The organism is Salmonella sp. SAL4457, from assembly GCF_046548235.1.
Taxonomy (GTDB): domain Bacteria; phylum Pseudomonadota; class Gammaproteobacteria; order Enterobacterales; family Enterobacteriaceae; genus Salmonella; species Salmonella enterica.
Genome location: NZ_JBGDZO010000001.1, coordinates 612,253 through 625,765, shown reverse-complemented (window position 1 = coordinate 625,765; position 13,513 = coordinate 612,253). Strand labels below are relative to the sequence as shown.

Sequence of the window (13,513 nt, the reverse complement as noted above, 5' to 3'; positions counted from 1 at the left end):
ACCAAATTACTGACGACACAAATCAAGCCGATACCCGGAATTCGGCTATACAGGCGCTCTATTCAATTCAGGCCCAGAAACAATCCGGTCCCCATACAGGACACGGCCTTCCAACTGCTTTAGCGCATTACCAGTCCAGCTTCGATGCGCCTTCTGTCGTCTGCACTATTTCACTGGTTTTAATAACGCGATGATAACCATAAACATCAGCGTATTTCGTCATTCCGGTTGCGGTGTCAACCTCCGGCTTACCCTGCGTTTCAATAATCTCTCCCGTCCGGGTCGTCATGGTATAGGTCGTTGTACATCCGGCTAGCATCAACACTGATAAGCTAAGTACCGTAATAAGTCTACATTTTTGCATTTCTCGTTTCCCTGACACCTCTATTTTTGATGTACTTTACCGAATACCGCAACGGCAAGATGGATGATTAGGGCTATTGCTCCCTGTTTGCCCGTATCTGATTGGCTCAGGTTTTTTGATGCACTGCGTTAATCCGGCAGTAATCGCTCCAGCACATCCCCAGCCAGAAGCACGCTCTCCTGAAGACGCTCCAGGCTATACCCCGCTCGCGCCTTGGCGGAAAGTCCCGCCATTAGCGTCCCCATAAAGTCCGTCGTCCGGTCAGCCTCTTGCGGATACCGCATGGCGACATAAGTGCGAATCAGGTTTTCAGCAGCGATGTAAAACTCGCAGGCGGCCTCTCGTGCCGGTTTATCGTTACAATGAGCGCCCTCCAGAACCAGACATCCAGTGGCATCAGGATCGGCAGCGTAACGTCTTGCCGCTTCCATCAGCACATCGATAAGGCACTTCGCGGTCGGGCGATCGTGACGCAGAAGCGCCCCGAGCGGAATCGCGTCGGTCATCCTGTAACGTTTTAATACGCGAGTATACAGCCCCAGCTTGCTGCCAAACGCCGCATAGAAACTGGGAGGATTGATCCCGAACGCTTTTGTCAGATCCGCTACGCTCACCGCGTCGTATCCGCGCGAATGAAATAAGTGTTGAGCGGTTTCAATGGCTTGCTCCGGATCGAACTGGCGAGGGCGACCCGGCGTTCGGCTATGTTTTGTAGTCATCACTACATAACTCCTTGACGGCATGATTTCATTACGCATATTGTAGTGGCTACTACAATATCATAAAGGACATCCTGATGACGGTATTTCGCAACAAATCTGTACTGGTTTTAGGGGGAAGTCGTGGTATCGGCGCGGCTATTGTACGACGCTTTAGCGCTGACGGCGCATCGGTCGTTTTCAGCTACGCCGGATCGCGCGAAGCCGCCGAAAAACTGGCAGCGGAAACCGGAAGCATCGCCATCCAGACGGATAGCGCCGATCGTGATGCCGTCATCAGCCTCGTGCGTGAGTACGGACCACTGGATATTCTGGTCGTCAATGCGGGCGTGGCTCTCTTCGGCGATGCGCTGGAACAAGATAGCGATGCGATAGATCGTTTGTTCCGTATTAATATCCATGCGCCTTACCATGCGTCAGTCGAAGCAGCCCGCAACATGCCGGAAGGTGGACGCATTATTATTATCGGTTCCGTGAATGGCGATCGGATGCCCGTACCGGGAATGGCCGCGTACGCCGCCAGTAAATCAGCCCTGCAAGGGCTGGCGCGCGGCCTGGCCCGTGATTTTGGCCCCCGCGGGATTACGATAAATGTGGTGCAGCCAGGCCCGATTGATACCGACATCAATCCGGAAGATGGCCCCATGAAAGAGCTGATGCACAGTTTCATGGCGATCAAACGACACGGAAGACCTGAAGAAGTGGCTGGAATGGTGGCATGGCTTGCCGGCCCGGAAGCCTCTTTCGTCACCGGCGCGATGCACACCATCGATGGTGCCTTCGGCGCCTGACGGCCAGGCGAATATCATACGGTTGCCGTCTACGCTCCGGCAACCGTGTTAGAAGCTGTTCATGCGAGAAAACATCCGCAAGCGCCGGGATCAATCGTGGATTTTAACGCCAAGACAACCGCGAACAAATTCAGGATTAAAATGCTTCACCGCTTCGCCAACGTAGCCTAAATCAAGGGCGTTGATTTGAGCCATTTCGTTATCCGTTAGTGAGAAATCCCAGATAGCAAAGTTCTCTTCAATACGTTCCTGTCGAGTGGATTTAGGAATAACCGTGACGCCACGCTGCACGTTCCAACGCAGGACAACCTGCGCGATGGTTTTTTGATGGGCATCGGCAATCCTTTGAAGCATGACATTTTCATACGGTTTATGTCTCCCGCCGCCTAACGGCGCCCACGCTTCAGGCTGAACGTTATAATGCTTCATGGTTTCCAGCGCGGCGGGTTGTGCAAAGTATGGATGCAATTCGACCTGGTTTACCATTGGCGTAATTCTGACGGTTTCACAGAAGTTGGCTAACACATGCGCATAGAAGTTGGACACGCCAATGGCTTTTAGTTTACCGGCTTCATAAGCGTCTTCCAGCGCGCGCCACGCGCTAAAATAATCACCCATTGCCTGATGCAATAAATAGAGATCAAAATAATCTAACCCGGATTTTTTCAGCGACGCTTCAATACCTGCTTTGGCCAGATCGTAGTTAGCCATATCTTGCACCCACAGTTTAGAAGTAATAAATAACTCCTCACGGGTACACAGACCTGTCGCGATGGCTTCACGAACAGCGTCACCAACGGCATCTTCATTGCCGTATACCGCAGCGGTATCGATAAGACGATAACCGCTGCGAATAGCGCTTAACACTGACTGCTGACATTCTTCTTTGTCGGTTACCTTAAAAACGCCAAAACCAACCATAGGCATTTTAAGGTTGTTACTTAATATTGAATATTCCACGCTAAAGCACCCTTTCGTCGTAAAGACGCCATGATAAGAGCAAAATACAGGTACAATGAGTATTGTTAAATCCGATTATATTTATACAAAAAGTTCATTAATAACAGTTGTACAGATTTTTTATTGCATCCAAACGTTCAGTGCTTGCTATATCCTCGCCGTGTAGCACCTGTTTGATAATGCCTTTTACTTATGCGTCAAAAACCAGTACCGTCATTTTGACCGTCTGTGAAAAAGTTTTCTGAACAGGCAATGCGATATCCGGAATAATATTTTTTAGCGAAGAGGCTCCGGCTGGCTCAGCGCCGTTTTGCACCAGTCATAAAAAGCGCGTACCGCAGGCGGCAGAAACCTGTTTTGCGGATAGACCAGCGCAAGCGGCAAATCATAAAAATGGTTGTCCATGCAGGTCACCAGCGCCCCGCTGTGCAGATACGGCGCAACCAGATAGCTGGCGACGCGAATTAACCCCAGTCCCTGTATTCCGGCCTGAATATAAGCGTCCGTATCATCGACAACCAGCGTCTCCTGCACCCGTATCGCGTAATCCTTCCCTTCACGCGTAAAAAACCAGTCGGTGGTACGCCCGGTGCGGTGGTTCAGGTAGCCGACCGCATGGTGCTTTTGCAGATCATCTAAATTTTCAGGGCTACCGTAACGCTCAATGTAAGTGGGCGATGCTGCTATCACCCAGTTAAAGCTGGCAAGTGGACGGGAAACCAGCGTGGTGGAATCATCGATCCTGCCGGCCCGAATCACGCAGTCATACCCTTGAAGGATAATATCCTCCACGCTATCGCTGGAACAAAGTATCAGCTCCAGCTCCGGATACTGGCGCAAAAAGGCCGGGAGCGTGGGAATAATGCAATGTCGGGCGAGAGATTGCGGCATCCCCACTTTAAAACGCCCTTTGGGTTGTGCCGCCCGGCCGGGAAATGACGACTCCATGGCCGCGATATCTGCCAGCACTCTTTTGCACTCTTCGTAGTAACGCCGCCCCTCTGCGGTCACGCTAAGTTTGCGGGTTGTACGTTGCAAAAGTTGAATCTTAAGCCAGGATTCCAGTTCTTTAACCACTCGCGATACCGTTGAGCGCGGCACGCCAAGCACTTCGGCGGATCTGATAAAACTATGGGTATCCACTACGCAAACATAGACCTGCATCGCTTCCAGCTTGTCCATTTTCCCCCCGCCAATTATCCCATTTATCAGAACAGTCTAACCCGTCTTCGGCGTCTTATCGAACGCAGATCCCTGACGTAATCTCTATCTACAGGTGAATCAACACAGAGAGGTGCAAATGAAACAATCCAATAATCAGGTGGGTGAAAAAGTATTGGTGCTGGGCGCGGGACAACTGGGGGCGTCAGTGCTGGCGTCGTTGGTTCCGGCGGTCACACAGCGTAATGGTTCCGTTTGCGTTATTGTGTCAGGGCGATCCAGGGATAAACAGAGCAAACGACGTTCCAGCATTCATCAACAACTGGCGGATGCCGGTGCGCGGTTTATCCCGGTCGACATCGCAGACAGTTCGGTTGCAGCGTTAAAAGATCAATTCCACGGTTTTGATACGATCATCAATTGTATGGGGTTTGTCGCCGGTGCGGGTACCCAGATAAAAATCACCCGCGCGGTACTGGAGGCGGGCGTTAAGCGCTATTTTCCCTGGCAGTTTGGCGTAAATTACGATGTGGTCGGCAAAGGCAGCGGCCAGCCGGTGTGGGACGAACAATATGACGTCAGGACGCTTTTGCGCGAGCAAAACGTCACGGAGTGGGTGATTGTTTCAACCGGTATATTTACCTCTTTTCTCTTCGAACCGGCCTTTGGTGTGGTCAACTTAGCCCAAAAAACCATCAATGCCCTCGGCGGATGGGAAATGCAGGTCACTGTCACGTCGCCTGCGGATATTGGTCACCTGACCACTGAAATTTATCTGCATCAGCCGCGTATCACTAACGAAGTCGTCTTTGTCGCGGGGGAAACGACCTCTTATGCAAAACTGGCGGAAACGGTCGAACGCGTGACGCAGCAAACTTTTACCCGAGGCGTATTGACGCTACCTGACTTACAGGAGCAGCTCCGTTTACATCCGCATGACCCAATGCTGCGCTATCGCGTCGCCTTCGCGCGTGGTGACGGTATGTGGTGGCCGATGAGTGACACCTGGAATGTACAACATCATCTGCCGACACAGGATATTGCCGCCTGGCTGAAAACACAGCAATGAGAACGGCGGCATCAGGCGCTCGCTTAATCCCCATGCCTTCTGCCAGCATCAGGCGGCGGGCGTGGCTACCTTGAGTTAACAAGAAACCAGTACGCATCAGTGCTTCACGATATACATTGTACGGCTATAGGCCACATCTTCCGGGTTAGTAATGGGGTATCCCTTTACCCACGGTTTAATTAACCGGCCATTGGTATACTGATAAATAGGCGCTATAGGCGCTTGTTCCGTTAAAATTTTCTCCGCTGCATTGTAATCCGCGTTACGCGCTTCGGCGGTATTTTCCATCGTCGCTTGCGTCAGGATTTTGTCATAAGTCGGATTAGTAAAGCGTGAAATATTCCCCGTATGCGTGGACGTTAATAAGGATAAGAAAGTCGACGGTTCGTTGTAATCACCCACCCAGGAGGCGCGAATAACATCAAAATTACCGGTATTCCGGCTGTCGATATACGTTTTCCACTCCTGGTTTTGCAATTTCACATCCACCCCCAGATTTTTCTTCCACATTGACGCCACCGCAATCGCGATTTTCTGATGGTTTTCTGAGGTATTGTAAAGCAGAGTTAATTTAAGCGGCTTCTGCGATCCGTAGCCTGCTGCACGCAGCAATGTTTTCGCCTGGGCGTTAAGTTCTTCCTGGCTCATTTGTTCAAACGGTGAAGGATCGGGCTTAAATCCTGCCGTGACATCCGGTGTAAAATGCCAGGCCGGTTTTTCACCGGTACCTAAGACTTTTTCCGCCATCAAACGGCGATCAATGGTCATACTTAGCGCCAGACGAACGCGGGAATCCGCCGTCGGCCCTTTCTGCGTGTTAAACGCATAATAATAAGTCCCTAATTGCGGCGGCGTATAAACTTGCCCTGGAATATCCTTCAATAATTTCTGGTACATATTTTTAGGGAAAGATTCGGTGATATCAATATCACCGGCAAGGTAACGTTTCGTCGCAGCCGATTCCTGGTTAATGGGTAAAAATGTTACTTTTTGCAGTACCGTTTTCGCGTTATCCCAGTAATGCGTATTAGGCACGACCACCAGTTTTTCATTTACCACGCGCTCTTTAAGCACATACGCGCCATTGCCAATCAGTTTTCCCGGCTTCATCCAGTCTTTGCCGCTTTCGACATTCGCTTTTTGGACCGGATAAAAGGCAAAACTGGCGGTCAGACTGGCAAACCAGGGCAACGGCTTGTCAAGCTGAATACGCAAAGTGTGCACGTCCACGGCACTGACGCCAAGCTGATCCGGCGTGACTTTACCGTCGATAATGGCTTGCGCATTAGTGATGCCAGCCAGAGCGGCAAACCAGGCGAAGGGGGAAAGCGTTTTGGGATCAACCAGGCGTTGCCAGCTATAGACAAAATCCTGGGCGGTCACCGGCGTTCCATCGGCCCATTGCGCATCATCCCGCAACGTAAACGTCCAGATACGATTATCATTGCTCTTCCACTGGCTGGCGACGCCAGGGATAATTTCACCCTTTTCGTTCTGGTTAACCAGCCCTTCAAACAGATCGCGGATCACCTGAATTTCAGGCAGCCCAACGGCTTTCGCTGGATCTAACGAAGCGGGCTCATCTTTGATATGACGCACCAGTTCTTGTTTCTCTGCCAGTACCGTTCCGCCGGGAACATCCGCAGCATATGCCAGGGAAAAGCTGCTAACCAACAGCGCACAACAGGTTACTGAAACAGAATGCCTCATAGAAGTTCCTCAAAGATGAGTTAAATGACAACGTAATTATTTGTTTCAGCAGAAAGAAATGCAATTATCTTCCGCCAGAAAGTTGATATCGCGCCATACAAGAGGGTAAATAGAAACCATTTGATAATCGGCGGGTTTTACACAACACTACGATGATTACCCTACTGGTCTCAGCTTCGGGAAACGCGTATGACTGTCACCCGCCCCCGTGCCGAGCGCGGCGCATTTCCGCCAGGCACTGAACATTATGGACGTTCGCTACTAGGCGCGCCGCTAATCTGGTTTCCGGCGCCTGCCGCCAATCGCGAAAGCGGTCTGATACTGGCTGGCACCCACGGGGATGAAACCTCATCCGTGGTGACGCTCTCCTGTGCGTTACGCACCTTAAATCCAACCCTTCGCCGTCATCATGTCGTACTTGCCGTTAATCCTGATGGCTGTCAACTGGGGTTAAGGGCAAATGCGAATGGCATTGATCTAAACCGTAACTTTCCCGCCGCCAACTGGAAAGCGGGTGAGACAGTTTATCGCTGGAATAGCCGCGCGCAAGAGCGTGATGTCGTGCTGCTAACCGGCGACCATCCCGGCTCAGAACCGGAAACCCAGGCGCTTTGCCAGTTAATTCATCGACTCCAACCCGCCTGGGTCGTCTCTTTTCACGATCCGCTAGCCTGCATTGAAGATCCACGTCGCAGCGAGCTAGGCGAGTGGCTAGCCGATGCGTTTGCGTTGCCGCTGGTGACCAGCGTAGGTTACGAAACGCCCGGTTCGTTTGGCAGCTGGTGCGCAGACCTCAACCTGCACTGCATTACCGCCGAGTTTCCCCCTGTTTCCGCCGATGAAGCCAGCGAAAAATACTTGCTGGCGATGTCGAATCTGCTCCGCTGGCATCCTAAAGATGGAGTTGACCCGTCGTAAAGCGTAGCGCGGGCTCAACATCAACCGCCAGCCATGTTGGGCCATCAAGATCGGCGAAGCTCACCTGCGGCATAAGCGGCAGCGCGGCGCTAATCGCTCTTGATGTACAGAGCATACAGCCCAGCATCAGGCCGAATCCTTGCTCCCGCGCCTCCGTTGCCAGCGCCAGCGCCTCAGTCAGACCGCCGGTTTTATCCAGCTTAATGTTGATCATATCGTAGCGCCCCGTCAGGGCTTTCAGACTACTGCGAGTATGGCAGCTCTCATCTGCACAGATGGGCAACGGATGAATAAAATTTTCCAGGGCGGCGTCATCCTGCGCGGGCAGCGGTTGCTCCAGCATCGCGACATTCAGATCCGCCAGTAACTGGCAACGCGCCGCCAGCCCCTCCGGACGCCACGATTCATTGGCGTCCACAATGAGCGTCGCCTCCGGCACCGCCGAGCGGATCGCCACCATACGTTCGCTAATCAGACGAGCATCGAGTTTAATTTTCAGCAACGTCGCCCCTTTTTCCCATAGTGCCGCCGCACTGGCAGCCATCTGTTCCGGCGTGCCTATCACTACCGTTTGCGCGGTAGTAAAAACCGGGGACAGCGTCACGCCGAGCAGCCCGGCAAGGCTTTGCTGCCGCTGGCGGGCCTGCAAATCCCATAAGGCGCTATCCACCGCGTTGCGCGCCGCGCCTGCCGGCAACAGTTTCTGCAATGCTTCGCGAGTCAGCCCGTTTTCCAACTGAGGCACAATACTCATGATTTGCGCCATGACCGAGGCATCACTTTCACCATAACGTGGATATGGCGTACATTCCCCGATGCCTTTTACGTCCTCTTCTTCCAGTTCGACAACGACAACATGCGCTTCGCTTCGGCTACCACGCGCAATAACGAAAGGCGTATGTAACGGCCAGGTTTCCTCATATACCTTAACAGATCTCATCTCTTCCCCTCTGATAGCGCCGGACGCGGCTTGCTACAAATAGTATTTGCCGTGTTAATGAATAATGACTTAAACTGGATTTCGACGTTAACTATAAGTAAATAGGAACATAATTATGTCACAGACTGTACATTTCCAGGGTAACCCGGTCACCGTTGCCAACGTTATTCCGCAGGCTGGTAGCAAAGCACAGGCTTTTACTCTTGTCGCAAAAGATTTGTCTGACGTTTCCCTCAGCCAATATGCAGGCAAACGCAAAGTGCTGAATATTTTCCCAAGCATTGATACTGGCGTATGCGCCGCATCAGTTCGTAAGTTTAATCAACTGGCCACAGAAGTGGAAAATACCGTCGTATTGTGCGTTTCTGCTGACCTGCCTTTTGCACAGTCGCGTTTTTGCGGCGCGGAAGGCCTGAGCAACGTTATTACGCTTTCCACTCTGCGTAATAACGAGTTTCTGAAAAACTACGGCGTCGAAATCGTTGACGGCCCGCTGAAAGGTTTGGCGGCGCGCGCAGTCATCGTGCTTGACGAAAACGACAACGTTATTTTCAGCCAGTTGGTGGATGAAATCACCCACGAGCCGGATTACGACGCCGCGCTTAATGTCCTGAAGGCATAAGCCAGCGCCTGCTGGCGCTACGTTTGTCAGTACTACAGGCGGTGCTCTTTTGTCACAAGAAGGCCTCTATCCGGAGGCCTTCTTTTTTTCTACTCTTCACCCTTCTTCTGGCTCAGACCATATTCACGCAGCTTATTGGCAATCGCTGTATGCGATACCCCCAACCGTTTCGCCAGTTTACGCGTACTCGGATAGCTACGATAAAGCTGGGTCAGGACAGAACGTTCAAAACGACTGGTAATGTCATCCAGCGAGCCTTCCATCGCATCCTCGCCGACTGCCACCGTCGCGGCATCGTAGTCAGGCAGCAGGATGTCCTGCGGACGCAGCTCATACCCTTCCAGTTGCGTCAGCGCCCGGTAAATCGCATTTTTAAGCTGGCGAACGTTACCCGGCCAGCCGTAACGAGTGAGGACCGTACTCAGATCGGCAGACAGTTTCGGTCGCGGAACGCCCTGTTCGTCGGCAAAACGCGCCACGAACAGTTCGGTCAACGGCATAATATCCTGCGGACAATCGCGCAACGGCGGCAAATTAAGCGTCAGAACGTTAAGTCGATAATAGAGATCTTCGCGGAACAGTCCTTTTTGCACCAGCTCCACCAGATTTTTCTGCGTGGCGCAGATAACGCGGACATCAACATGAATTTCGTGATCTTCGCCGACGCGACGGAACGTACCATCGTTGAGAAAACGCAGCAGCTTCGCCTGCATACGCGGCGACATTTCGCCAATTTCATCCAGCAGCACCGAACCGCCATTCGCCTGTTCAAAAAAGCCTTTTTTACCTTCCGGCGCATGGCCAAATAGTTCGCTTTCTACCGCATCTTCCGGGATTGAAGCGCAGTTGAGCGCCAGATACGGCTTCGCTGAACGAGGGCTTGCCTGGTGACAGGCATAGGCGAAAAGATCTTTGCCGGTTCCCGTATCGCCGGTAATCAGCAGCGGCGCGCTGAGCATCGCCAGTTTGCGCGCCTGCTCAACGACGTGCTTCATCTTTGCGCTCACGGCAATAATCTGACTAAACGCGCTCAGATCCTGCGTGGACAAATTCTGTAGCTGCTGCCCCATACGAATCGTGGAACGCAACATCACGACCGCCCCGGTCAACACGTATTCGTCATTTTCGTTTTGTAAATGTACCGGCGTAATCTCCATCAGGAAGTTTTGCCCGTTGATCACGACATGTTCGTTATGGGAGCTTTGCGGGTTACCGTCCAGCCAGCGCTGAAAATTGAAGCCGTTGATTAATTGTGCGGCGGTATGGTGCCGCATTCGCTCCTGGCTCTGGGCAAAAAGCTGACAACTCGCCGGGTTCGCCATCTCCACTTTACTCTTCATATCCAATGAGAGCACCGGCTCCGGCAACGCCTCAAGCAGCGCGCTCAGGGCCAGATGTTCACGTTCGGACGGCATCCAGGGAACGGTACGGACATCCGTTACGCCGGAAATACGGCGGATTTCGGCCATCAGGCTGCTGAAGTCGGTGAATTCCAGCTCAGCAAAATTAAGATAAATTCGCCCAATGGGATCAATCTCGATTCCGCGTAAATCAATGCTACGTAACACCAGTAAATCAAGTAATTCGCGGGTCAGACCAAGTCGGTCTTCACAAAAGACTTCCAGACGCATGGGAACCTTCACCTGAATAATGAACCATTAAATAGATGATAAGCCACTATTCGGCTGGCAGGAAGGATTCTGTCAACAAATATTGACAGCATGGCGGAAAAACGGGCGCTGCGGCGTAAAGCCAGGCAATCAGCGCCCTGTGGAAGGTCATTTCTCAGGCGACGACTTACTCTTTTGCAGCGTCTCTTTTAGCTGACCGATAAGCTGACGACGAAAATCACCGAGACGTGGTTTATCGTTGTCGATCCACGGCAATGGTCGACATAGCTCCATCGCTTTTATTCCCAGTCGAGCGGTAAGGAGGCCTGCGCCAATCCCCTGCGCCGCGCGCGTGGACAAGCGTGCGGCCAGATCCTGAGACATCCAGTCCATACCGACTTCACGCACCAGCTCACTGGCCCCCGCGAACGCGATATTCAGCAACGCCAGACGGAACAGACGAAGGCGGCTGTAATAACCAAGTTCAATGCCATACAGCGTTGCGATACGGTTAATCAGGCGTAAATTACGCCAGGCAATAAACGCCATATCCACCAACGCTAACGGACTGACGGCGATCATCAGAGTCGATTCCGCGGCGAAACGGCTAATCTCACGTCGCGCCTGCGCGTCAAGTACCGGCTGTACCAGATGCGCATACAAGCCGACGATTTCCCTGTCGTTTTGCGTTTCGTGAATAGCGGCATACCAACGTTGTAATGCCGGATGTGATTGATCAATCCCCGCCTGCTGCGCCAGTTTTTCGCAAAATGCGCGACCTTTCCCGACGCTATGGCTATGTAACAGTTCACGCGCCTCATCGCGCTCATGCGCCCGCAGGCGCAAGCGCCATAATCGCCGCCACTCCGTGACCACCGATCCCACGCCAGCGCCAACGATCAGCGCGCCTGCGGCACAGCCGCCTAAAGCGACCCAGTCCTGAGTTTGCCAGGCATTCATTGTCCACTGTACGCCTTGCCCGACCACGCTCACGCCAAACAGCGCCAGCCCTCCCATCACCATTTTACGCCACAGGCTGCGTTTGGGGCGCAGCGCGGCATCGACCGCCGCTTCTGCCGCGCCTTCGTCTTCCGGGGGCTCATCGATAGCCGCAGGCGCAAATGTACGCGACTCCGCTTCGCTGAAAGTTTGCTGCGCTTTGAAGGCCGACGTAGACTCCTCCTTTAGCGGTTCTGCAAAATCAATACGCGGTTTTAACGGTTCGCTCATCGCAGCTTATCTCCTATTAAAAACTCCAGCGCAGCGTCCAGACGAATATGCGGTAACGGTTTATCAACATCCATCACCTGCGGACGAAAGGCTTCGAACTGAAAGCCCTGCTTATCCCAAAACGCTTGTCCCGGCAAACGCGAAGGCACTTCGCCGGGGTACACGGTTAACGGCGCGCCGTCACTCAAACGGTTTCCACGTAAAGCCGGGATTTTTTCACCGTTGACCTCAATCACGCCGCTGGTGGTCGCCTGTACCGACGCCAGCCCCAGGCAATCCATACTAATGCCTTCAAACGCGGCATTTTGCCAGGCATCCTGAATAAGCTGCTGAAGCAAGGCCACCATATTGGCATGTTGGTCGAGGGTGACATGGTCGGCTTTCGTCGCGGCGAACAGCAATTTATCAATCACCGGCGAAAACAAGCGGCGAAACAGAGTTCGCTGGCCATAGTGAAAACTTTGCATCAGCTGCGTTAAAGCGAGACGCATATCATTAAACGCCTGCGGCCCGCTATTAAGCGGTTGCAGACAGTCGACCAGCACAATCTGGCGATCAAAGCGTAGAAAATGATTTTTGTAGAACCCTTTGACCACTTTTTCGCAATAGTAGTTAAAGCGTTCGCGCAGCATTCCAGCGTTGGTCTGCTTATCCGCCTGCGCCAGTTTTGACTCGCCGAAGGCGTCCACATCCGGCCACGGGAAAAACTGCAACGCTGGCGCACCCGCCATATCGCCCGGCAAAACAAACCGTCCAGGTTGAATAAAATGCAATCCCTGCGATTTACACTGATGCAAATAATCCGTCCAGGCGGCGGCAATCTCCGCCAGCCGGTTTTCATCGGCGGGTGCCAGCGGATCGAGCCCGTCGCAAAGTTGCCGCCATTTTGCGGCCCACTCAGCGCGTTGTCCTTGTAACAAGCCGTTCATCTGACGGGACCAGCTTAAATAATCCTGAGCCAGCATGGGCAGATCGAGTAACCATTCCCCTGGATAGTCCACAATCTCCAGATACAATGTCGAGGTATCTTTAAAATGGCGCAGCAGCGAGTCGTTGGAGCGATAGCGCAACGCCAGCCGAATCTCACTGACGCCGCGCGTCGGTGTGGGCCATGCGGGAGGATTGCCATAAAGCTGAAGTATCCCCTCATCGTAGGTAAAACGGGGAATACCAAAATCACGTTGAGGCACGCGCTTTACGCCAAGCAGGCGTTCTTCGCGTACCGCGCTGAGCAACGGTAAGCGCGCGCCCGCGTGGACATTAAGCAACTGGTTAACCATCGCCGTGATAAACGCTGTTTTACCGCTGCGGCTCAACCCGGTTACGGCAAGACGCAAATGCCTGTCTACCCCACGATTGACCAGCGCGTTGAGTTCAGTTTTAAGTCGCTTCATTGACATCCTGTTGAGCCTGAAGAGA

General features: G+C 52.7%; 13 protein-coding genes. 4 read left to right on the top strand and 9 right to left on the bottom strand.

Annotated elements, in window-relative coordinates; translation table 11 throughout:
- Positions 1 to 127: 127 nt before the first annotated feature.
- Both ACLJNW_RS03300 and ACLJNW_RS03295 read right to left on the bottom strand, forming a co-directional pair.
- A complete protein-coding gene (locus ACLJNW_RS03300; RefSeq protein WP_017465586.1) occupies positions 128 to 364 on the bottom strand; it encodes a YgdI/YgdR family lipoprotein in 237 nt (78 codons plus the stop codon).
- A gap of 128 nt (positions 365 to 492) precedes the next feature.
- Complete coding sequence (locus tag ACLJNW_RS03295; protein ID WP_000208474.1) at positions 493 to 1,083, bottom strand: TetR/AcrR family transcriptional regulator; 591 nt, start codon at positions 1,081 to 1,083, stop codon at positions 493 to 495.
- Between the two features lie 77 nt (positions 1,084 to 1,160).
- Here ACLJNW_RS03295 and bdcA point away from each other — a divergent pair, with 77 nt between their 5' ends.
- Complete coding sequence (gene bdcA, locus ACLJNW_RS03290) at positions 1,161 to 1,874, top strand: SDR family oxidoreductase (protein WP_023203946.1); 714 nt, start codon at positions 1,161 to 1,163, stop codon at positions 1,872 to 1,874.
- Positions 1,875 to 1,964: 90 nt separating this feature from the next.
- On the opposite strand, the gene ACLJNW_RS03285 is transcribed toward bdcA, so the two are convergent.
- Together ACLJNW_RS03285 and ACLJNW_RS03280 are read right to left on the bottom strand one after the other, a co-directional pair.
- A complete protein-coding gene (locus ACLJNW_RS03285; protein ID WP_000456775.1) occupies positions 1,965 to 2,834 on the bottom strand; it encodes an aldo/keto reductase in 870 nt (289 codons plus the stop codon).
- 276 nt (positions 2,835 to 3,110) lie between these two features.
- Positions 3,111 to 4,016 carry a LysR family transcriptional regulator gene (locus ACLJNW_RS03280; protein WP_024154613.1) on the bottom strand — a complete coding sequence of 302 codons (906 nt, stop codon included), beginning with the start codon at positions 4,014 to 4,016 and terminating at the stop codon, positions 3,111 to 3,113.
- Positions 4,017 to 4,134: 118 nt separating this feature from the next.
- Between ACLJNW_RS03280 and ACLJNW_RS03275 the strand changes: the two genes are divergently transcribed.
- Entirely contained in the window at positions 4,135 to 5,064 is a 930-nt protein-coding gene (locus tag ACLJNW_RS03275) for an aromatic alcohol reductase (protein WP_023203945.1), read from the top strand.
- A 96-nt stretch (positions 5,065 to 5,160) separates the two neighbouring features.
- Here the strand turns inward: ACLJNW_RS03275 and ACLJNW_RS03270 are convergent, their stop codons facing one another.
- Positions 5,161 to 6,774 carry an ABC transporter substrate-binding protein gene (locus tag ACLJNW_RS03270; RefSeq protein ID WP_023203944.1) on the bottom strand — a complete coding sequence of 538 codons (1,614 nt, stop codon included), beginning with the start codon at positions 6,772 to 6,774 and terminating at the stop codon, positions 5,161 to 5,163.
- Positions 6,775 to 6,963: 189 nt separating this feature from the next.
- Here ACLJNW_RS03270 and mpaA point away from each other — a divergent pair, with 189 nt between their 5' ends.
- On the top strand, positions 6,964 to 7,692 hold the full coding sequence (mpaA, locus tag ACLJNW_RS03265; RefSeq protein WP_000219108.1) for a murein tripeptide amidase MpaA: 729 nt from the start codon (positions 6,964 to 6,966) through the stop codon (positions 7,690 to 7,692).
- Here mpaA and ycjG read toward each other — a convergent pair.
- Entirely contained in the window at positions 7,667 to 8,632 is a 966-nt protein-coding gene (gene ycjG, locus ACLJNW_RS03260) for an L-Ala-D/L-Glu epimerase (protein WP_001258064.1), read from the bottom strand. The genes mpaA and ycjG overlap by 26 nt on opposite strands.
- Positions 8,633 to 8,747: 115 nt before the next feature.
- On the opposite strand from ycjG, the gene tpx reads away from it, so the two are divergent.
- Positions 8,748 to 9,254 carry a thiol peroxidase gene (gene tpx, locus ACLJNW_RS03255; protein ID WP_000084401.1) on the top strand — a complete coding sequence of 169 codons (507 nt, stop codon included), beginning with the start codon at positions 8,748 to 8,750 and terminating at the stop codon, positions 9,252 to 9,254.
- Between the two features lie 89 nt (positions 9,255 to 9,343).
- Here tpx and tyrR read toward each other — a convergent pair whose 3' ends face one another.
- From tyrR to ACLJNW_RS03240, 3 genes are all read right to left on the bottom strand, one after another.
- The gene (gene tyrR / locus ACLJNW_RS03250) at positions 9,344 to 10,885 is read right to left on the bottom strand and encodes a transcriptional regulator TyrR (RefSeq protein ID WP_001235493.1); all 1,542 of its coding nucleotides are present in this window, start codon (positions 10,883 to 10,885) and stop codon (positions 9,344 to 9,346) included.
- 147 nt (positions 10,886 to 11,032) lie between these two features.
- Entirely contained in the window at positions 11,033 to 12,094 is a 1,062-nt protein-coding gene (locus tag ACLJNW_RS03245) for a YcjF family protein (protein WP_024154614.1), read from the bottom strand.
- Entirely contained in the window at positions 12,091 to 13,488 is a 1,398-nt protein-coding gene (locus tag ACLJNW_RS03240) for a YcjX family protein (RefSeq protein ID WP_000825858.1), read from the bottom strand. The genes ACLJNW_RS03245 and ACLJNW_RS03240 overlap by 4 nt, the downstream gene beginning before the upstream one ends.
- Positions 13,489 to 13,513: the final 25 nt, after the last annotated feature.